An 18,116-nucleotide genomic window follows, 5' to 3' on the forward strand; every position below is an offset into this window, starting at 1 on the left:
CAAGCGCTTGAAACGCGCACCATGTCTGGACATGCAAAACCCCCGAAGGTTGTGTCCAACTTTCGGGGGTCAGTTCAACGTCCGGGGCTTTTTCTTTGCGTGGCCAGCCAGTCACTTTGCGATGCGCTCCTGATCCTGTTTGCAACAGGCATTCACTTTTCCCGGTAGTCCAGCAGCTTCGCGTGCCGAAGCTTCTCCTCACCCTTCAGGAATCGCACGCGACCGACGAGACCTGGCTTCAGCCATTCGGCCTTGTCGCTCTTGAGCCCTACAGGCGCTGGCCCGCCTACCTTTCCTTGCACGCGATCCCATAGGCGTTGGCGCATATCGGCCTTGAAGGTGACGAAAGCGCTGCCGGCATATCTGCCCTTGTCGGCCATGAGCACCATTGCGGGCTTTCCCACCTCGCGCTGCACGCCAATGATATCCATTTCCTTTTCGGCATAGCATTTGATCTTGCGCCAGTTCATCGTCGGCCCGCTGCGGTAGACGCTGTCCTTACGCTTTGAGACCATGCCCTCCAGCCCTGCCCTGTCCACCCGGCTATAGACTGCGGCCCCGGTGCCGGGCATGGCTTTGCTGAACTGAATGCGGCCGACGGCTGGTATCAATTCCTGCAGGATTTCGCGGCGGTCTTCCACCGGCAGTTTGCGCAAATCATGCCCGTTCAGGTGCAGGAGATCGAAGGCCACCAAATACAGGGCGCGCGACGGCTTACGGCTGGTGACGGCTGATTGTAGGGCGGGGAAGTCGGACAAGCCAGCCTCGTTGACCGTGATTGTCTCGCCATCGATGATGAAACTTTCCGCCTCGATCGCCTCCGCCTCTCCGGCAAGTTCGATATAGCGGCCGGTCCAGTCGTAACCGTTCTTGGTGAACAGACGGATCCCGTTTTCATCCTTGATAATCTGGGTGCGATACCCGTCAAATTTGATTTCATGGAGCCATTCGTCGCCTTGCGGTGGCGTGTCGACCAGCTCGGGTTCCATGGGCTTGATGAAATTCAGTGGCATGCGCTAACCCGCATAGTGCGATTCAATTAGCGCGCGCTAAAATGGTTCCGGAACATTTTAGGTAAATCAAATGTTTGATAGCTATGACGAAGCTATCCGACCTTGGACCTGCTATCAAAGGTACGCTTCACGGCGGGCCGCCGGCTAGCGAAGCTGACCATCTCTATACTTGTCCGACGTGTGGCCAGCCCGTGGACCAGCGCGACCTGCGGCAGGTCATCTGGCATGAGCAGCCAGGGCACGAGCCGCTGGAGATGGATGCCTAGAGAACGCTTTGCCCTTTATGTCACCAGCCGAAATGCAAAGCGGTTGCGGATGTGGTCGTTGAAATAGCGGCCTTTGGCAAAGGCAGATTTGAACCCGGCAAAGCTCTCCGGCGGCACGTCCAAGAATTGGTAATGCCTGCCGCTTGCCACGAACCACACCGACAAAATCCTGCTGTCTGGATCGTATTCGAACTTGCGTATCGAGGTCGACGGCACGGCATGCCCGAAAAGGCCCGCCGGCCGGAGCCAGCGGGAAGGTCTAGAGTGCGCTGGGATCAACCAGCACGAGTCAACGAATCGCGGCGGGGTTGGTTGCGATATCCAGGCGGACGCGGCAGGTGGGCCGGTTCGGCCGATTCGGATTATTCGTGGCATGTCTGTGGTTGCGAGCGCCGCGGTCAAACCAAAGGATTCGCTTCCGCCGCTTCCACCTGGCACCCGGAAGGTTTGACGCAATGAACCTTGCCCCTGCGGGAGGGGCGACAAATACAAATTCTGTCACTACCGAGTTGCATAGGGGAACGTGCGGCAATCTCGTTGTTATGTGGGACAAATCTGTGGGATGAGATCAGCCACTGAAGATCCCTCCGCGTAACCTTTGATTCTGTTGGCGCACCCGACAGGATTCGAACCTGTGACCTCTGCCTTCGGAGGGCAGCGCTCTATCCAGCTGAGCTACGGGTGCTTCCCGGGAACCGGAAAACGAACCAGCCGGTGAACCGGCAAGTCACGGCTTCTTAGCGGAAGCCGGGGCGGGCTTCAACGGGCAATTGGCGATTGGCTGTGCGGACCCCTACTGCCCAGCCTCACTCTTCACCGTTGGCCGCCGCACCCCGCGCACGGCTCGCTTCGCCTTCTTCGCACCCGTCAGCTCGTGCATCGCGTCGAGCTGCATCTGCTGCATTTCGGCGAGCCGCGTCCATTGGCGGGAGATGAGGTAGTCGAGTTTTTCGTGCAGGTGGCGCACTTCGAGCTCGGCCTTGAGGTTGACGCGGTAGTCGTTGAAGGAGCGCAGGCGATCCTTGGTCTCCTGGCGCTTCTGGCTCATCATGATGATCGGCGCCTGGATAGCGGCGATGCAGGAGAGCAGGAGGTTGAGCAGGATGAAGGGATAGGGGTCGAAGGCGCTGCTCATGCCCGCGATCAGGTTGATGCCGATCCAGATCAGAAGCACGCTGCCAAACGAGATCAGGAACCACCAACTGCCGCCGAAGGCCGCCATGTTGTCGGAGACGCGGTCGGCGAAGGAGCGGTGCTCCTCGAACTCTTCTTCCGAGTTTTCGGAAATCGTGTCCTGCCGGGCGATCGATTCCACCACCTGGCGGTCGAGCTCGGAGAACTCGCCGTGCTCCTGCTGCAGCAGCTCCTCCATGTAGCGCATGCGGTAGCGGCCGAGCTCCTCGCGGCTGATGCGGGCGCCCTTGGGCAGGTCCGGATGATCCGCGTGGATGCGGTCGGCGAGGCTCGGGCGCAGCGTGTCGATGCGCACCAGGTCGCGCTTGCGGAATTTGCGGCCCGAGATAGCCGACGGTTTCTTCTTCGGCTTGAACCGCGATGCGCCGGGGCCTGAAGGTTCGGAGTCCGGAACCTCGGGCGTGTCGAAATGCTCGTCGGAAACCTCGTGCAGGTCTTCCTGCGTGGTCGACGCCTCGAAATATTCGCCGCCGCTGTCGTTCTCATTGTCCGCCGCCTTCTGCTCGGATGCCTTGGGAACGGTGCTCATGGTGCTGGCTCCTGCTGTGGCGCTAAGGTGTGATGATATCCAGGTGAGGCCGGCCTGCAAACGACGGCCTTCTGCGCTTCCGGTGCTCACGTACGAAAAGTACGCTCCGCTCCGGTTCTCGAAAGCCATCGTTTTCAGCTCGGCCTGACCTGAATCTCAACACACCTTGGGCCTTCTGCCTGTCGCAGGCAGACGATACGCCAACGGGGCGGCGCATAGCCACCGTCGGTCTTCGCAGCCTATGCCATGGCTTCCGGACAATTGCGTGACAGTCGTGAAACAATAGCCGGCTGCCCACCTTTGTTGGCTCAGGCCGCAGGACTACTGCTGTTCGGCGAACATCAGCCGGGTCTTGGTGTCGGCCACCATGGGCGACAGGCTGCGCTGGATCAGCGCCTCGACATGGTCGTTGCGCTGGCGGGCCGAGTCGGCGCCCATCACCACCACGATCAGGCGTCGGCCGTCGGCATTGTAGGAGGTGACGATGTTGAAGCCGGAGGCCCTGATGTAGCCGGTCTTGATGCCGTCGACGCCGCGCACGCGGCCGAGCATGTCGTTGTGGCCGCGCACCAGCCGGCCACGGAACATGAAATCGCTCTCGGAGAAATAGTGGAAATGCTGGGGAAAGCGGGAATGCAGCGCCATGCCGAGCACCGCCATGTCGCGCGCCGTCGTCATCTGGCTGTCGTCTGGCAGGCCGGATGCGTTGCGGAAGGTGGTGCTGGTCATGCCGAGCTGGCGCGCCTTGGAGGTCATCATGGCGGCGAACTGATCCTCCGAGCCGCCGAGATATTCGCCGACCGCCACCGCCACGTCATTGGCCGACTTGACGACGATGGCGCGGATGGCGGAATCGACGTCGATGGTTTCGCCGCGCCGGAAGCGCATCTTGGTCGGCGGTTGCGAGGCGGCGTGGTCGGAGACCGGGATCTGCGTTTCCTTGGTGACGCGGCCGGAGTCCATCGCCTCGAACAGCAGATAGAGCGTCATCATCTTGGTCAGCGAGGCCGGGTAGCGCTGCGCGGTCGAGTTGACCTCGAACAGCTGCTTTCCGGTCTGTGCGTCGACGACGATGGCGGCATATTTCTGCGGCGGCGCGGGCACGGCCAGAACCGAATCCGGCGGCGTCGTGGTCGAGCAGCCGGCCAGCAGCACCAGCAAGGCAAAGGCCGCGAGAACTTTGTGGACGAACGAAAGGGGATGCAGGTGGGACAAGGGGCAGGTCTGTTCTTGGTAGGCCGTTGCTCGAGATGCGGCGAAGCTAACGTAACGCGATTGATGCGTCCATTTGGTTAATGATGGTTAGCCCCAGGAATATGGTGGCCATCGGAGACCTGGGTTCCTCTCCCTCACCGAGCGGTCGGTGATATGCGATCGCCCTGCGGAGTGGGGAGAGGAAGTGGTTGCGAAGGCCGCCCCGAAATAGCCCCGTTCCTATCTTTCTGTGCCAGAATCGCGTTTCCTGTGGGAAGGGGCGCGGCATCTGGCGGCTTTGGGGGGTGGCATGACGAATATCGGGGCCGGGGGCGCAGCGCCCTCGCTTATCAGGGCATCTCTCAGCCGCACCGGCAAATGGGCCGGCAGCATCGCCTTTGTCGGCGGGGCGGTTTCCGACATCCTCAATCCGCTGGCGCCGTTCGCCGCCTATATCGCGCTGGTCGCATCGATCGCGGCGGTCATCATCGCCATTGCCATCGTTCTGCGGCTCGTGCTGGCGGCCAAGGCGCTGCCGGCGCTGGTGTTCGCCACCAGTGCGGCGGCGGTCGCCGGCGGCGTCTATGCCGTGCAGAAGGAGACCAGCTCGCAGAACGGCATCATCGCCAGCCTTGTGCCGGCGGTCGCGAGACTGCAGCAGTCGATCGGCATCGTCTCCGAAAAGGTGGCGAAGATCGAGCAGACGGTCACGCAAACGCAGAAGACCGTCGAAGAGGTCAAGAAATCGACCGACACGGTGGCACAGAAGGCCGATCAGATCGCCTCCGCCCAGCAGCAGCAGACGCAGCAGGGCGCCGAGACGCAAAAGACCGTCGAGGCGGTCAAGCAGACCACCGACACGCTTGCCGCCGGCCAGCAACAGCAGCAGGCCCAGGCGGAGAAACTGCAGGCGACGACCGAGCAGATCGCCGTCTCGATCGACATGATCGCCAAGGGGTTTGCCCAATTGGCAGCGCAGGGCGGGGCGATCGCCGAGCCAAAACGGCCGGACGAGTTCTACCACAATGCCCGAGTCTACGAACTGTCGGGCGACATGCTCAACGCGCGGCGCGCCTACCTTGCCTTTGCCGGCTTCGATGTCGATGCCATCGACCCCTATACGCGCTTCGCCACGCTGCTTCGGGTGCAGGACGGCAAGGCCGGCGCGCGCGAAGTGTTCGGCCAGCTTGCGGAGAAGGCCAAGGCACCGTCGATCAAGCTCGTCCACCTGCTGCAGTTCGACGACGCCCAGCGGGTCGACAAGCTCAATGCGTTCATCGCCGCCAATCCCGGCTACGCGCCGGCCTATTACCTCCTGGCGCAGGAGTTTTCGGAAGACCGCCTCGGTAGCCAGACGCTGGCCGACAAGCGCGGCGAAGCCCAGGCGCTGACGAAATTCGTCGCTTCCGAGAAGGATGGCGGGCTGCTCAAATATTTCGTCGACCAGACCCAGCTGGCCGATTGGCTGGACCGCAGCCGCAGCCGGCTGACAGCGCTTGGCGACGTGCTCGACCCCGCCCGCTTCGCGCCGTCGCTGACGCCGATGCGCTCCAACCAGGGCTGGTCGATGACCATCTCGCTGCCGGAGCCGGCGACCGCGATTTCCTGGCGTCTCGGCGACAGCGGCGCCTTTACCGATACTGGCGTGCTGGCACTCAACGACCAGCGCACCGGCAAGCCGATGCCCAATCCGAGCTTCGAGTTGCCGGACAGCACGGCCGCGACCACCATCGCGATAAAATATCTCGACATCCGGGGCCGCGAGACCGGTCCGTTCGACATCCGCTTCGATCCCGATGCGGCGCTTCAGCAAGGCGACAAGCAGATCCTCGACCAATTCTGGACATCATGGATCGCCTTCGATGCCGGCGGCAATCATGGGCTGGTCTATTTCACGCAGATGCTGTCCTACCGCTGCGCCATCAAGGAAGTCCGCTACAGCCTGAACGGCGCGGCACTCGACAAGCAGATCAAGATGCCGCCCTGCGACAAGAGAGATCCTTATGCCATCCCCTACGACTACCAGCCCTATTTCAAGGTCGCCGACAGCGTGAAATCGATGTCGGTGCAGGTCACCTACACCGACAGCACAAAATCACCGGTGCGGGAATACAAGCGGCAGTAGGTCTGCTTACCCTGCCCCTTGTGTTCCCTGTGGGGAGGGTGAAAGCGGCGCTGATGCGAAATGCCCGACATCACGCTTGCGCAAGCCGCGCCGAACGGGTTCTGGTTGCGCCTTCAGAATCGGGTGAGAGCGCAATGGACATCAGCACGATCAAGGCCAGGGGCATTTCCGTTTCGCTCGATCTCACCGTCGGCCACATCGCCGACATGACCGTCGACGGCGACGGACGCCAGTTGAAGCCGCTGCATCGCGCGCCCTGGGTCGACGCGGGCGAGACCTTGCCGAAAGATCTGCCGCAAGGCACCGTTAGGCTCTCCGGCGATTTCCTGTGCGCGCCGTTTTCGCGCAGCGATGTCGAGGACGCGCCGCTGCATGGCTGGCCGGCCAACAGCGCCTGGGACATCACCGAAAGCAGCGCCACGGACGGTGGCTGGCGCGCCGTTTTCCGGCTGCGCCACAAGGTCATGGGCGCCAGCGTCGACAAGATCCTCACCCTCATCGACGGCCATCCCTTCCTCTACCAGGAGCACGTGTTTTCCGGCGGCCACGGCGCGATTTCCGTCGCCCATCACCCGATGACGGCGATGAAGGGCGGCGGCAGGCTGGCGTTTTCGCCGAAGCGCTTTGCCGCGACGCCGGCCGACCCGCTGGAGCCCGATCCCGCACGCGGCCGCTTCATGCTCGCCTATCCGGCGCGGTCGGCCGACCTCGGCCATTTTCCTGCCGCCGCCGGCGGCACATGCGACCTGACGGACTACCGCATGGACGATCGGCGCGAGGATTTCGTCACCCTGGTCGAGGCCGACCATGGCGGGCCGGGCTGGACGGCGCTGGCCCGCAAGGCCGAGGGCGACCTGGTGCTGGTGTTGAAGAACCCGGCCGAACTGCCTGTTACCATGCTGTGGCTCAGCAATGGCGGCCGCGACTACGCGCCGTGGAGCGGCCGCCATCTGGGCGTGCTCGGCATCGAGGATGGGCGCGCCGCCGTCGGCCACGCCGCCTCGATCGGCGACAACTGGCTGAAGCGCGAGGGCGTGGCGACCGCCTTTGCGCTCGGCGGCAGCTTCTCGTTTCGCCATGTCATCGGCGCCATGCCGCTGCCGGGTGGCGAACCGCCGCAGGAGGTTGTCACGACGGATGGCCGCATGCGGCTGTCGGCCGGCGGCTCGACATGGGACGTGCCGTTCGACAGCGATTTCCTGCGCATCGGCCAGCCTGCCGCGGCATAGGCACGAGATTGCGCAATGGCGGATTTGAAATTTCCGCCGACTGCCGCCAAGATGGGGGCGAAATTGTCCTGCATCATCAGGGCCGACCATCAGGGCCGACCATCTGGGCCGACCATCTGGGCCGACCATCTGGGCAAGTGAGGCTCCCATGTCCGAAATCGCTCACCTCGCCGCCACCATCTTCAAGCGCGCCGGCAAGGCAAAGCGCTTCATCGTCGCCATTGCGGGACCGCCGGGAGCAGGCAAGTCGACATTGTCGGCGAGCCTGCATGACCTTTTGCCCGAAGGAGCCGTGGAAGTCGTGCCGATGGACGGCTTCCATTATGACGACATCGTGCTCAACGCGCGCGGCCTGCGCGCGCGCAAGGGCGCGCCGGAAACCTTCGACTTCGCCGGTTTCGAAACCCTGCTGAAGCGAATCCGGGCCGGCGAGGCCGAGATCGCGATCCCCGTCTTCGACCGCGGCTTGGAGCTGTCGCGCGCCGCCGCCGCGATCGTCGGCACCGCGACCAAGTTCATCCTGGTCGAAGGCAATTACCTGCTGCTCGACGAGGAGCCGTGGTCGCGGCTGGCGCCGCTGTTCGATTATTCGATTTTCGTCGACGTGCCGCGCAACGAGCTCGAGCGCCGCCTGATGGAGCGCTGGCACGAGCATGGCCGTTCCGACGCCGATGCGCGCGCCTGGATCGCCTCCAACGACATGCCGAACATCGAACGCGTGCTGGCACGGCGCCGGGCGGCCGACCTGGTCATTGGTTAACCTGCTTAATTTTCGGTATTCTTGGACGGGAACCTTAAGAGTTTCGCGCCGTTATGCCTCAGAACCAGTTTGTGTGGCGTGAGGGATTTTGCATGGCAACCAAGGCTAGAAAACCCGCAAAGACGAAACCCGCGAAGGCAACGCAAGCGAAAGCCGGTGCTGGCCCCGCGGTAGCCGAACGCTCAAAAGACGCCAAAGGCGCTTTCGGCAAGGCGGCACCTAGAAAAGTGGTCCCGGCCGCCAAGACGGCCAGCCCGCGCAAAGCGGCGCCGAACAAAGCCGGTGCCGTCCGAACCGCAGCGAATGTCGCCGCAGGTGCGGTGGTTGCAACCGCCCGCGGGGCCGCCTCGCTTGCCGCCTCCGTGATCGGCAAGGGCAGTTCGAAGGCGAAAGCGAAGTAGCAGGCAGCAGGGCGGCAGTCCGCCTCAGGCCTTTGCCGGAATGGTCAGGCCCTTTTGCACGGCCGGCCGTGCCAGGCCGCGCTCCAGCCATGCCGCCACATTGGCGAAATCATCGAAACCGACGAGGTCGCGGGCTTCATAGAAGCCGATCAGGTTGCGCACCCAGCCGAGCAGCGAGATGTCGGCGATGGTGTAGTCGTTGGCCATGATCCATTTGCGGCCCTTCAGCCTGGCGTCGAGCACACCGAGGAGCCGCCGCGATTCGTCGCGATAGCGCTCCAACGGACGCTTGTCGGCGATCTCGCGGCCGGCGAATTTGTGGAAGAAGCCGACCTGGCCGAACATCGGACCGACCGAAGCCATCTGGAAGAACACCCACTGGATCGTCTCATAGCGGCGCGCGGCGTCCACGGGCATGAGCAGGCCGGTCTTTTCGGCGAGATAGAGCAGGATGGCGCCGGATTCGAACAGGCCGATCGGCTTGCCGTCCGGGCCGTTGGGATCGATGATCGCCGGTATCTTGCCGTTGGGATTGAGCGCCAGGAATTCCGGCGTCCAGCTTTCGTTCTGGCCGATATTGATCCAATGCGGCTCGTAAGGCAGGCCGATCTCTTCCAGGGCGATCGATATCTTCACTCCATTCGGCGTCGTTGCCGAATAGAGCTGGATCTGGTCCGGGTGCTTGGCCGGCCAGCGCGCGGTGATTGGAAAGGCGGACAGGTCGGCCATGGTGAACTCCTGAAAGGGGATGCGCAAAAGCGCGGTGCTGGCGGGTCCGCAAAGAATTAGGCGCGCAGCCGGGTGTGATCAATATGGCGGCGACGGTTTCGCCATGACGGACCGCCAACCAATCAGACGGGCGCAACCGCCGATGGCACGCGGGATCGCCCGGCAGTTGTAACTGCCGGTGGTGACCGCAGGGATGCGGTGGTGACCGCAGCGATCAAACAGCCTTGAAGGCCAGCACCGCGTTGGTGCCGCCGAAGGCAAAGCCGTTGCTGATCGCGACGCGCACCTTGCGTTCGCGGGCCACATTCGGCGTCACGTCGAGGTCGCAATCGGGATCGGCCTCGCGGAAATTCGCCGTCGGCGGCACGACGCCTTCGCGGATCGCCATGACGCAGGCGATCATCTCCAGTCCGCCAGAGGCGCCCAGGCAATGGGCGTGCATCGACTTGGTCGAGGAGACCGACAGCTTGTAGGCGTGCTCGCCGAAGACGCGCTTGATGGCGGTGGTCTCGATCTGGTCGTTGGCCTTGGTGCCGGTGCCATGGGCGTTGAGATAGTCGATGTCCTCGGGATTGAGCCCGGCATCGGCCAGGCAGAAGCGCATCGCGGCTTCCGGGCCCTCGATGGTCGGCGCGACGATGTCGGACGCATCGGCCGACAGGCCGGCGCCGGCGATTTCGGCGAGGATGGTGGCGCCGCGCGCCGTCGCATGTTCATAGCTTTCCAGGACAGCCATGCCGGCGCCTTCGCCCAGCACCAGCCCCTGGCGATCGGCCGAGAACGGCCGGCACGTGTCGGGCGACAGCACGCGCAATGCCTCCCAGCCCTTCAGCACGCCCCAGACCAGCGGCGCATCGGTGCCGCCGGCAACCATGACGTCGGCGCGGCCGAGCCTGATCTGGTCGACCGCCGAGGCGATGGCGTGGTTGGCCGACGAGCAGGCCGAAGTGACGCCGAACACAGGCCCACGCAGGCCAAGGTGCATGCTGACCTGGCCGGCGGCGGCGCCCGGCATGACCCGGGGCACGGTGAAGATGCCGGCGCGATTCTTGCCCTCGACCAGGATGGCGCGATAGTTCTCCTCGACCGTTTCGAACCCGCAGACGCCGACGCCGACAATGGTTCCCATGCGATAGGTATTGTCGGCGTGGGGGGCCAATCCGGACTGTTGCAGGGCTTCGCGCGCCGCGATCACCGCCAGCAGGCTGAAACGGTCCATCGACACCAATTGCTTGCGCTCGATGCCGTGATCGGGCAGCGCCTTGACCTCGCAGCCCGTCCTGACCTTCAGGTCGTGCAGGGAATGATTTTCGATCGGGCCTATAGCCGAGCGGCCGGCGCGCATCTCGCCCCAGATTGCCGGCGCATTGGTGCCGAGCCCGCATATGCCGCCAAGGCCGGTGATGACGACGCGTTTCAGCATTCGGTCAGGCTTTTTTCGCGATCAGCGCGCGAACGGCCTCGACCATGTCGCCAACGTTCTTCAGATTGCTCCAGGCATCGACCGTGTTCATCTCGATCTCGATGCCATACTGCTCCTCGAGATCGAAGATGATCTCCGTCAGCTCCAGCGAATGGATGCCGAGCGCCGTCAATTCGGTGGCGGTGGTGATTTCCTCACCGCCCGGCTCGGCATGGGCCTTGATCTTTTCGATGATTTCCGTTGCCAGTTGGTCGGCCATTCGGTTTCTTCCCCACTTTTTCGTTTCCCGACGCCAACTGAACAGCGCCTTTTTGTCCTCGATATCAGGCCGCGATTGTCGCCTTCTACCCCCGCCAGGCATCGCATGACCGCACCAAGGTGGCTCCCTCTATAGAAACGGAAACGCCATCAAGCAACAAGCTATATATCGACAAAACCGCCGCAGTGCTTAACCTGGCGGCGTGGACACGATCGAATATACGAAGTTTTCAGGCCAACCGGCCCAGCGCGCCGCTGGCCTGGCCCAGCTTGGCTGCGCCAGCATCGATGGCCGCACGCGGCTGCGCCGCCTCTATCAGGACGGCTCCGCCAAGATAAGGCTGCCGGCGGTTTCGGCCGGACCGCTGGAAGCGGTGCTGATCAATACCGCCGGCGGGCTGACCGGCGGCGACCGCCTCGGATGGGACGTGGATGTCGGCGCAAATGCCAGCGCTGCGATAACCACCCAGGCCTGCGAGAAGGTCTATCGCGCCGCGTCCGACCGCGCCGAGGTGTCGATCAAGCTGACCGTCGGCGAAAACGGCCGTATTGCGTGGCTGCCCCAGGAAACCATCGTCTTCGACCGGGCGGCCTTTGCCAGGACATTGGATGTCGAACTTGCCGCCGGCGCCGAGGCGCTGCTGGTGGAGGCGACCGTCTTTGGCCGCCTGGCAATGGGCGAACGTGCCGCGCAGGGCAATTTCCATGACCGCTGGCGTGTCCGTGGCAATGGGTCCCTCATCCATGCCGAGGATTTCCGCATCGGACCCGACATCGCCGCGATCCTTGGCCGTCCGGCTGTCGCCGGCGGCGCGATCGCGGTGGCAACGCTGCTGCTGGTGTCACCACGGGCAGAGGCGCTGCTCGATCCGGTCCGGGAGATCATCGGCGACCAGGGTGGCGCCAGCGTCTGGAGCGTAGGGACATCTGGCAAGCTTCTTGCGAGGCTTTACGCCGAGGACGGCTACCAGTTGCGCCAGCGGCTGGTTCCGCTCGTCGGATTGCTCAATGGAGAGGCGGGACTGCCCAAATTATGGTCACTGTGATTCTGTTCGCATCATTTCAGGCAAACGCATGAACCTGACGCCAAGGGAAAAGGACAAGCTGCTGATCGCCATGGCGGCAATCGTGGCACGCAAGCGGCTGGAGCGCGGTGTCAGGCTCAACCATCCGGAAGCGATCGCGCTGATCACCGACTTCGTCGTCGAAGGCGCCCGCGACGGCCGCCCGGTCGCCGAGCTGATGGAGGCGGGCGCCCATGTCGTCAGCCGCGCCCAGGTCATGGAAGGCATCGCCGAGATGATCCATGACGTGCAGGTGGAGGCGACCTTCCCCGACGGCACGAAACTGGTGACCGTGCACGAACCCATCAGGTGAGGAGACCGGAATGCTGGATCTGCGTCCAAACTGCGAATGCTGCGACAAGGACCTGCCGCCGGAGGCGACGGACGCGTTGATCTGCACATTCGAGTGCACCTTCTGCGCCGACTGCGCGGAAGGCGTGCTGGGTGGCGTCTGCCCGAACTGCGGCGGCAATTTTTCGGCCCGGCCGATCCGTCCCGCCGCGATGCTGAAGAAATACCCGGCTTCGACCAAGCGCGTCCTCAAGGCCGAGGGCTGCGGCCCGAGCAAGGCCGCGTGACCCTTTCGCCACCGCAAATGAAAGGCAAGTAGAATGATCCCTGCCAAACGCCTGTGCCTCTCGGCGATCCTGCTCCTGGCCGCCGCCATGCCGGCCTATGCCCATGTCGGCATCGGCACGACATCCTCCTTCACGGCCGGCTTCATGCATCCGCTCTCCGGCCTTGATCACATGACGGTGATGATCGCGGTCGGACTATGGGCGGCCCTCAAGGGCGGCAAGGCGATCTGGGCCTGGCCGGCGGCTTTTGCCGGCGTCATGCTGGTGGGAGGCGCCCTCGGCATGCTGCACATGCCGTTGCCGTTCGTCGAGCCGGGCATATTGGCGTCGGTCGTGGCGTTTGGGCTGCTGGTGGCGCTGGCGATCGATCTCCCGGTGTCCACTGGCGCCGCCATCATCGCCCTGTTCGCGCTGTTTCACGGCCATGCCCATGGCACCGAAGTGCCGGAGAATGCCGGCGGGCTCGAATACATGGCCGGCTTTGCCGTCGCCACCGTGCTGCTCCATGCCACCGGCATTGCCGCCGGCCTCAGCCTCGGCCAGAGGTTTCGCGGCCTGGCCCGCATCGCGGGCGCGGCCTGCGCGGCGATCGGCGTCGGCCTTGCCTTCGGCGTGGTGTGAGGTCCAATGATCCCCGGCGAAATCATCCCCGCACCAGGCGACATCGAACTGAACAAGGGCTTGGCGACCATCACCCTGAAAGTCGCCAACAGCGGCGACCGGCCCGTCCAGGTCGGCAGCCACTATCATTTCTTCGAAACCAATGAAGGGCTGAAGTTCGACCGCGAACGGGCACGCGGCATGCGCCTCGACATCGCCGCCGGCACCGCCATGCGCTTCGAACCGGGCCAGGAACGCGACGTCACGCTGGTGCCACTCGGCGGCAAGCGCGAGGTCTATGGATTCCAGCAGAAGGTGATGGGCAAGCTGTGAGATCGGTGGGATCTCATGCGTGGGGCGCCAAGACGGCGACAGGCTTTGGGGCAAGCGCACTAGCACACGGTGCTTTCAGCCCAGCCGGGCGATTTTCAGCCAGGCGGTTTGGCGGCCGCATAGATGACGATCTTTCCGGGATCGTCGAACTCGACGGCAAGGACGTCCTCGGCCAGCACGCGCCTCGAATCGATGGCATTGAAGAGCAAGGCGTTGGCCTCGATTTCCTTGCGCAGCTCCGCCACATCGTCCTGATGCTGCCGAACCTTGTTCTCGATGACCGGCGGCGGGCCGCCTTCGCTGCGTGCCGCATCGGTGAGGAAGACGATGTCGACCTTGTCGAGCTTGGACGTCTTGCGCACGGTGCTGATGTTTTCACGCGTGCGGTCGATCGCCGAACTGACTTTTCCAATTTCCGCGGTGGCCTTGGCCTCTTCCTGATTGACCTGCGACCCGACGATCCTGTCGACGGTCTCCGGGCTTTCGAGGCTCTGCGCGTTGAGCACGGCCTGCGGGATGCTTGCCGCGAGAAAGGCCGCCGCCGCAAAGGCATGCGGCCATCTGGCATCGGGCAGTATCGTGACGGTCATCGCTCGCTTTCGTGGTTCGTTCCAACCTCTGGGAAACGAAACGCTTCCAGCCTTGCCACGGTTCCCTTCACGATGCGCCCGGCGGACCGGATGCCGGCCCGCCAGGCCGGATCGTCAGCTGGCTTTCTTGGTGATCAGGGTCAGCGCGCCATTGGGCTCCATGCTGGCCGCGACCACTTGCGCGGAGGTCATTCCCTTGGCCTCCAGCGCGGATTTGACCTTGGGCGTGGCATCGATCGAGCTGCGCAGTTTCTTCAGGCCGTCATCGCCGCGCTGGGCGATCACCTGGTTGACCTGCGTCTGGGTGTCCTTCGGCAGTTCGGTGATGTCGACGATGTTGACGCTCTGGATCGCCGGCGCGGCCTGCTGACCGCCAGGAGCGGGCGCTGCCGGCGCCTGGGCGGGCTGTTGCGCGGGTTGCTGCTGGGCACTGGCGGCGCCAGCCAGCATGAGGGTGGCGGCGGCTGCAAGAACTATCGCTTTGCGCATGGATCTTCCTTCCATCGATTTGGCAAACGGTCGTTTTGGGGTGACCCCCCAACCTCAACCGCCAAATGGGATCAGAAGGTGTCGCCCAGCGGGTCATTGCATGACCATTGGATGGCGACAATGTGCAAGCCGGCTTCAACCGCACCGCAATTCGGGAGCAATCGCTGATGGCCAGAGTAACCCGTGCCGCCTATGCGCAGATGTATGGCCCGACGGTCGGCGACCGGGTGCGGCTCGCCGACACCGAGCTCTTCATCGAGGTCGAGAAGGATTTCACCATCCATGGCGAGGAGGTGAAATTCGGCGGCGGCAAGGTCATCCGCGACGGCATGGGCCAGAGCCAGGTTTCCCGCGCTCAGGGCGCGGTCGACACGGTCATCACCAATGCGCTGGTGATCGACGCCAGCGCCGGCATCTTCAAGGCCGATATCGGCCTCCGGGACGGCCGCATTGCCGCGATCGGCAAGGCCGGCAATCCGGACACGCAGGATGGGGTCACCATCATCATCGGCCCCGGCACCGAAATCATCGCCGGCGAGGGCAAGATCCTGACCGCCGGCGGCTTCGACGCGCATATCCATTTCATCTGCCCGCAGCAGATCGAGGAAGCGCTGATGTCGGGCATCACCACGATGCTCGGCGGCGGCACCGGCCCCGCGCACGGCACGCTGGCGACAACCTGCACGCCGGGACCCTGGCACATGGCCCGCATGATCCAGTCCTTCGACGCCTTTCCGATGAATATCGGCCTGTCGGGCAAGGGCAACGCCTCGCTGCCGGCGGCATTGGAAGAAATGGTGCTGGGCGGCGCCTGCTCGCTGAAGCTGCACGAGGACTGGGGCACGACGCCGGCGGCCATCGACTGCTGCCTGTCGGTGGCCGACGATCATGACGTGCAGGTGATGATCCACACCGACACGCTGAACGAATCCGGCTTTGTCGAAAACACCGTGGCTGCGATCAAGGGCCGCACCATCCACGCCTTCCACACCGAAGGTGCGGGCGGCGGCCACGCACCCGACATCATCAAGGTCTGCGGCCTGCCCAACGTCATCCCGTCCTCGACCAATCCGACGCGACCCTACACGGTCAACACGCTGGCCGAGCATTTCGACATGCTGATGGTCTGCCATCACCTGTCGCCGTCGATCCCCGAGGACATCGCCTTTGCCGAAAGCCGCATCCGCAAGGAGACGATCGCCGCCGAGGACATCTTGCACGACATCGGCGCCTTCTCGATCATCTCGTCCGACAGCCAGGCCATGGGCCGGGTCGGCGAGGTGGCGATCCGCACCTGGCAGACCGCCGACAAGATGAAGCGCCAGCGTGGTTCACTGCCGCAGGAGACAGGCAACAACGACAATTTCCGCGTCCGCCGCTACATCGCCAAATACACGATCAACCCGGCCATCGCGCATGGGCTGTCGAAAGAGATCGGCTCGATCACGGTCGGCAAACGCGCCGACCTGGTGCTGTGGAACCCGGCCTTCTTCGGGGTGAAGCCGGATATGGTGCTGATCGGCGGCATGATTGCCGCCGCCCCGATGGGCGACCCCAACGCCTCGATCCCGACGCCGCAGCCGATGCATTACCGGCCGATGTTCGGCGCCTATGGTAAGGCCAGGACCAACTCGTCGGTGACCTTCGTTTCCAAGGCAGCGCTCGAGTCGGGCCTGCATGGCCGGCTTGGCGTCGACAAGCAGATGGTCGCAGTCGAAAACACCCGTGGCGGCATCGGCAAGCATTCGATGGTGCTCAACGACGCCACGCCGCATGTCGAGGTCGATCCGGAAACCTACGAGGTCCGCGCCGATGGTGAATTGCTCACCTGCGAGCCGGCAACGGTGCTGCCGATGGCGCAGCGGTATTTTCTTTTTTGATGCCTCCCCAGGTCATGACTGGTTCATGAATTCGGTTATGCGTCTGACTGAAGATGCGCGCATTGCGTCAATCGCTAGCGCAAAAACCGTACGCGGTTGGTCAACCTCGACGCCGACAAAGTTTTCGCTGGATCGCCTTATCGCCCTATCCTTTGCGTCCAACTTGGAAATTCGGGGCCATTGGAGCAATATAGGCTGCATGAACAAGATTTTTCGCAAACAGCAATTGACGCCCTACGAGGCGGACTATGCTCAGTGGTGCGCCGAGCAAGGCGCGCTGTTGCGCGAAGGTCGTCTGTCCGATCTTGATCGCGAGAATCTTGCCGACGAGATCGAGAGCTTGGGGCGGGGCGACAAGAGGGAAATTGCGAGCAGGCTTGGCACCTTGATCCTGCATTTGCTCAAATGGGAGTTTCAGCCCGAGCAGCGCAAAACCGGATGGCTGCTCACAATCCGTGAACAGCGATATCGGATTGAAAATCTGCTCGATGAAAGTCCGAACCTGAAAGCCTATCCGGCGCAGATGCTCGGACGAGAGTTCAAGATAGCAAGGTTAAAGGCGCTGGACGAAACCGGCTTGAGCGATCGCGATTTTCCTGTTGATTGCCCATTTACAATCAGGGAAATTCTGGACCATGGCTATTTTCCAGGCACGCCGTGGTCTTCGGATAAACTTATTCGCGAGTAGCCGCGAAGTGGCCCGTCGCAAATATTTCATCCCGTCGTGAGCATTGTTATTATCCGCCCATGGCCACCGAAATAGCCTCTCCCCACGACATCTTCCCGCATATCCGCATCGTCATGGGCATGGTGATCGGGCTTGGCGTCGCCCGCCTGCTGTCGGGCGTGGCGCGCATCGTCCAGCATCCGGGCCAATACCGGCTTTATCCCGTGCATCTGGCCTGGGTCGCTTCGGTGCTGCTGATGCTGGTGCATTTCTGGTGGTGGGAGTTCGGCCTTTACGCCATCGAAACGTGGACCTTCGGCAAATACCTGTTCATCATCTTCTACGCGATCACGCTGTTCCTGCTATGCGCGCTGCTGTTTCCGGATTCGATGCTGGACTACACCAGCTACGAGGATTTCTTCTATTCGCGCCGCGCCTGGTTCTTCGGCCTGCTGGCGGCGACCTACCTGCTCGATGTGATCGATACGCTGCTGAAAGGGCCGGAGCATTTCGCCCGCTTCGGCAACGAGTATCTGTTCCGCACGCCGGTCTTCGTCGCGCTGTGCATCGCCGCGATCCTGGTGCGCGACCGCCGCTTTCACATCGCCTTTGTCACGGCAGCGCTGATCTATCAGATATCGTTCATCCTGCGGCTCTTCGACACGATCGTGTGACCAAGGCGCATGGTCTAGAGTTTAGGGAAAGGCAGGGTCCAACCATGTACAAGGCCGTCGGATCGCGAGGCTGGGCCCGCGCCGGAAAATTTCCGATCGAGTCCGGGCGCCTCAACGCTT

22 protein-coding genes, 1 tRNA gene and 1 pseudogene are annotated in these 18,116 nt (G+C 63.3%); 14 read left to right on the top strand and 10 right to left on the bottom strand.

What is annotated here, in order from left to right; genetic code table 11:
* Positions 1 to 152: 152 nt before the first annotated feature.
* Together LB577_RS27010 and LB577_RS27015 are read right to left on the bottom strand one after the other, a co-directional pair.
* Positions 153 to 1,013 (bottom strand): RNA ligase family protein, encoded by an 861-nt coding sequence (locus LB577_RS27010; protein WP_224689640.1) that lies wholly within the window; start codon positions 1,011 to 1,013, stop codon positions 153 to 155.
* Positions 1,014 to 1,294: 281 nt separating this feature from the next.
* Positions 1,295 to 1,495, bottom strand: coding sequence for a KTSC domain-containing protein (locus tag LB577_RS27015; protein WP_023769281.1), 201 nt, complete (start codon positions 1,493 to 1,495; stop codon positions 1,295 to 1,297).
* 235 nt (positions 1,496 to 1,730) lie between these two features.
* Here LB577_RS27015 and LB577_RS33560 point away from each other — a divergent pair.
* Positions 1,731 to 1,796: pseudogene (locus LB577_RS33560) on the top strand (SEC-C metal-binding domain-containing protein); the annotation flags it as partial.
* 91 nt (positions 1,797 to 1,887) lie between these two features.
* Here LB577_RS33560 and LB577_RS27025 read toward each other — a convergent pair.
* The 3 genes from LB577_RS27025 to LB577_RS27035 form a co-directional block, all read right to left on the bottom strand.
* Positions 1,888 to 1,964: transfer RNA gene (locus tag LB577_RS27025), tRNA-Arg, on the bottom strand.
* 108 nt (positions 1,965 to 2,072) lie between these two features.
* Positions 2,073 to 3,002 carry a DUF1003 domain-containing protein gene (locus tag LB577_RS27030; protein ID WP_224689641.1) on the bottom strand — a complete coding sequence of 310 codons (930 nt, stop codon included), beginning with the start codon at positions 3,000 to 3,002 and terminating at the stop codon, positions 2,073 to 2,075.
* A gap of 321 nt (positions 3,003 to 3,323) precedes the next feature.
* A complete protein-coding gene (locus tag LB577_RS27035; protein WP_023765539.1) occupies positions 3,324 to 4,217 on the bottom strand; it encodes a D-alanyl-D-alanine carboxypeptidase family protein in 894 nt (297 codons plus the stop codon).
* A 289-nt stretch (positions 4,218 to 4,506) separates the two neighbouring features.
* Here LB577_RS27035 and LB577_RS27040 point away from each other — a divergent pair, with 289 nt between their 5' ends.
* From LB577_RS27040 to LB577_RS27055, 5 genes are all read left to right on the top strand, one after another.
* A complete protein-coding gene (locus LB577_RS27040) occupies positions 4,507 to 6,321 on the top strand; it encodes a methyl-accepting chemotaxis protein (RefSeq protein WP_224689642.1) in 1,815 nt (604 codons plus the stop codon).
* 134 nt (positions 6,322 to 6,455) lie between these two features.
* Positions 6,456 to 7,550: a hypothetical protein gene (locus LB577_RS27045; RefSeq protein ID WP_224689643.1), complete on the top strand. Its 1,095-nt coding sequence runs from the start codon at positions 6,456 to 6,458 to the stop codon at positions 7,548 to 7,550.
* 15 nt (positions 7,551 to 7,565) lie between these two features.
* Positions 7,566 to 7,691 carry a hypothetical protein gene (locus LB577_RS33185; RefSeq protein ID WP_263496238.1) on the top strand — a complete coding sequence of 42 codons (126 nt, stop codon included), beginning with the start codon at positions 7,566 to 7,568 and terminating at the stop codon, positions 7,689 to 7,691.
* Between the two features lie 7 nt (positions 7,692 to 7,698).
* A complete protein-coding gene (locus LB577_RS27050; protein WP_224689644.1) occupies positions 7,699 to 8,310 on the top strand; it encodes a nucleoside triphosphate hydrolase in 612 nt (203 codons plus the stop codon).
* A gap of 92 nt (positions 8,311 to 8,402) precedes the next feature.
* Positions 8,403 to 8,711, top strand: coding sequence for a hypothetical protein (locus LB577_RS27055; protein ID WP_140574307.1), 309 nt, complete (start codon positions 8,403 to 8,405; stop codon positions 8,709 to 8,711).
* A gap of 24 nt (positions 8,712 to 8,735) precedes the next feature.
* Here LB577_RS27055 and LB577_RS27060 read toward each other — a convergent pair whose 3' ends face one another.
* The 3 genes from LB577_RS27060 to LB577_RS27070 all read right to left on the bottom strand — a co-directional run bounded on the left by LB577_RS27060 (position 8,736) and on the right by LB577_RS27070 (position 11,122).
* Positions 8,736 to 9,440 (bottom strand): glutathione S-transferase family protein, encoded by a 705-nt coding sequence (locus LB577_RS27060; RefSeq protein ID WP_224689645.1) that lies wholly within the window; start codon positions 9,438 to 9,440, stop codon positions 8,736 to 8,738.
* Between the two features lie 214 nt (positions 9,441 to 9,654).
* On the bottom strand, positions 9,655 to 10,863 hold the full coding sequence (locus LB577_RS27065) for a beta-ketoacyl-[acyl-carrier-protein] synthase family protein (protein ID WP_023776050.1): 1,209 nt from the start codon (positions 10,861 to 10,863) through the stop codon (positions 9,655 to 9,657).
* Between the two features lie 4 nt (positions 10,864 to 10,867).
* Complete coding sequence (locus LB577_RS27070) at positions 10,868 to 11,122, bottom strand: acyl carrier protein (protein WP_013891779.1); 255 nt, start codon at positions 11,120 to 11,122, stop codon at positions 10,868 to 10,870.
* 202 nt (positions 11,123 to 11,324) lie between these two features.
* Here LB577_RS27070 and LB577_RS27075 point away from each other — a divergent pair, with 202 nt between their 5' ends.
* From LB577_RS27075 to LB577_RS27095, 5 genes are read left to right on the top strand one after another with little or no spacing between them, the layout of a single operon-like run.
* Positions 11,325 to 12,167 carry an urease accessory protein UreD gene (locus tag LB577_RS27075; RefSeq protein ID WP_023765532.1) on the top strand — a complete coding sequence of 281 codons (843 nt, stop codon included), beginning with the start codon at positions 11,325 to 11,327 and terminating at the stop codon, positions 12,165 to 12,167.
* Positions 12,168 to 12,195: 28 nt separating this feature from the next.
* The gene (locus LB577_RS27080) at positions 12,196 to 12,498 is read left to right on the top strand and encodes an urease subunit gamma (protein WP_013891781.1); all 303 of its coding nucleotides are present in this window, start codon (positions 12,196 to 12,198) and stop codon (positions 12,496 to 12,498) included.
* Positions 12,499 to 12,508: 10 nt separating this feature from the next.
* Entirely contained in the window at positions 12,509 to 12,763 is a 255-nt protein-coding gene (locus tag LB577_RS27085; protein WP_023776051.1) for a DUF1272 domain-containing protein, read from the top strand.
* Between the two features lie 33 nt (positions 12,764 to 12,796).
* Positions 12,797 to 13,384: a HupE/UreJ family protein gene (locus tag LB577_RS27090; RefSeq protein ID WP_224689646.1), complete on the top strand. Its 588-nt coding sequence runs from the start codon at positions 12,797 to 12,799 to the stop codon at positions 13,382 to 13,384.
* A gap of 6 nt (positions 13,385 to 13,390) precedes the next feature.
* Positions 13,391 to 13,696 (top strand): urease subunit beta, encoded by a 306-nt coding sequence (locus LB577_RS27095; RefSeq protein WP_023776053.1) that lies wholly within the window; start codon positions 13,391 to 13,393, stop codon positions 13,694 to 13,696.
* 95 nt (positions 13,697 to 13,791) lie between these two features.
* Here LB577_RS27095 and LB577_RS27100 read toward each other — a convergent pair whose 3' ends face one another.
* The gene (locus LB577_RS27100; protein ID WP_023765528.1) at positions 13,792 to 14,286 is read right to left on the bottom strand and encodes a hypothetical protein; all 495 of its coding nucleotides are present in this window, start codon (positions 14,284 to 14,286) and stop codon (positions 13,792 to 13,794) included.
* Positions 14,287 to 14,400: 114 nt separating this feature from the next.
* Positions 14,401 to 14,775 carry a hypothetical protein gene (locus LB577_RS27105; protein WP_023765527.1) on the bottom strand — a complete coding sequence of 125 codons (375 nt, stop codon included), beginning with the start codon at positions 14,773 to 14,775 and terminating at the stop codon, positions 14,401 to 14,403.
* 167 nt (positions 14,776 to 14,942) lie between these two features.
* Between LB577_RS27105 and ureC the strand changes: the two genes are divergently transcribed.
* From ureC to LB577_RS27120, 3 genes are all read left to right on the top strand, one after another.
* Complete coding sequence (gene ureC / locus LB577_RS27110; protein ID WP_411969341.1) at positions 14,943 to 16,655, top strand: urease subunit alpha; 1,713 nt, start codon at positions 14,943 to 14,945, stop codon at positions 16,653 to 16,655.
* A 199-nt stretch (positions 16,656 to 16,854) separates the two neighbouring features.
* Positions 16,855 to 17,343, top strand: a complete 489-nt coding sequence (locus LB577_RS27115) for a DUF29 domain-containing protein (RefSeq protein ID WP_224689647.1) — start codon at positions 16,855 to 16,857, stop codon at positions 17,341 to 17,343.
* A 59-nt stretch (positions 17,344 to 17,402) separates the two neighbouring features.
* Positions 17,403 to 17,996, top strand: a complete 594-nt coding sequence (locus tag LB577_RS27120) for a hypothetical protein (protein ID WP_023776057.1) — start codon at positions 17,403 to 17,405, stop codon at positions 17,994 to 17,996.
* The last annotated feature ends 120 nt before the right edge of the window (positions 17,997 to 18,116 follow it).

Source organism: Mesorhizobium sp. B283B1A (genome assembly GCF_020165735.1).
Classification (GTDB): Bacteria; Pseudomonadota; Alphaproteobacteria; order Rhizobiales; family Rhizobiaceae; genus Mesorhizobium; species Mesorhizobium opportunistum.

Excerpts from the sequence above, each read along its gene's own strand:
- LB577_RS27045 (WP_224689643.1), top strand. The coding sequence starts at position 6,456 with ATGGACATCAGCACGATCAAGGCCAGGGGCATTTCCGTTTCGCTCGAT.
- LB577_RS27105 (WP_023765527.1), bottom strand. The coding sequence starts at position 14,775 with ATGCGCAAAGCGATAGTTCTTGCAGCCGCCGCCACCCTCATGCTGGCT.
- ureC (WP_411969341.1), top strand. The coding sequence starts at position 14,943 with ATGGCCAGAGTAACCCGTGCCGCCTATGCGCAGATGTATGGCCCGACG.
- LB577_RS27120 (WP_023776057.1), top strand. The coding sequence starts at position 17,403 with ATGGCCACCGAAATAGCCTCTCCCCACGACATCTTCCCGCATATCCGC.
- LB577_RS27070 (WP_013891779.1), bottom strand. The coding sequence starts at position 11,122 with ATGGCCGACCAACTGGCAACGGAAATCATCGAAAAGATCAAGGCCCAT.
- LB577_RS27090 (WP_224689646.1), top strand. The coding sequence starts at position 12,797 with ATGATCCCTGCCAAACGCCTGTGCCTCTCGGCGATCCTGCTCCTGGCC.
- LB577_RS27100 (WP_023765528.1), bottom strand. The coding sequence starts at position 14,286 with ATGACCGTCACGATACTGCCCGATGCCAGATGGCCGCATGCCTTTGCG.
- LB577_RS27050 (WP_224689644.1), top strand. The coding sequence starts at position 7,699 with ATGTCCGAAATCGCTCACCTCGCCGCCACCATCTTCAAGCGCGCCGGC.
- LB577_RS27030 (WP_224689641.1), bottom strand. The coding sequence starts at position 3,002 with ATGAGCACCGTTCCCAAGGCATCCGAGCAGAAGGCGGCGGACAATGAG.
- LB577_RS27040 (WP_224689642.1), top strand. The coding sequence starts at position 4,507 with ATGACGAATATCGGGGCCGGGGGCGCAGCGCCCTCGCTTATCAGGGCA.
- LB577_RS27065 (WP_023776050.1), bottom strand. The coding sequence starts at position 10,863 with ATGCTGAAACGCGTCGTCATCACCGGCCTTGGCGGCATATGCGGGCTC.
- LB577_RS27055 (WP_140574307.1), top strand. The coding sequence starts at position 8,403 with ATGGCAACCAAGGCTAGAAAACCCGCAAAGACGAAACCCGCGAAGGCA.
- LB577_RS27085 (WP_023776051.1), top strand. The coding sequence starts at position 12,509 with ATGCTGGATCTGCGTCCAAACTGCGAATGCTGCGACAAGGACCTGCCG.
- LB577_RS27060 (WP_224689645.1), bottom strand. The coding sequence starts at position 9,440 with ATGGCCGACCTGTCCGCCTTTCCAATCACCGCGCGCTGGCCGGCCAAG.
- LB577_RS27080 (WP_013891781.1), top strand. The coding sequence starts at position 12,196 with ATGAACCTGACGCCAAGGGAAAAGGACAAGCTGCTGATCGCCATGGCG.
- LB577_RS27010 (WP_224689640.1), bottom strand. The coding sequence starts at position 1,013 with ATGCCACTGAATTTCATCAAGCCCATGGAACCCGAGCTGGTCGACACG.
- LB577_RS27115 (WP_224689647.1), top strand. The coding sequence starts at position 16,855 with ATGAACAAGATTTTTCGCAAACAGCAATTGACGCCCTACGAGGCGGAC.
- LB577_RS33185 (WP_263496238.1), top strand. The coding sequence starts at position 7,566 with ATGGCGGATTTGAAATTTCCGCCGACTGCCGCCAAGATGGGGGCGAAA.
- LB577_RS27095 (WP_023776053.1), top strand. The coding sequence starts at position 13,391 with ATGATCCCCGGCGAAATCATCCCCGCACCAGGCGACATCGAACTGAAC.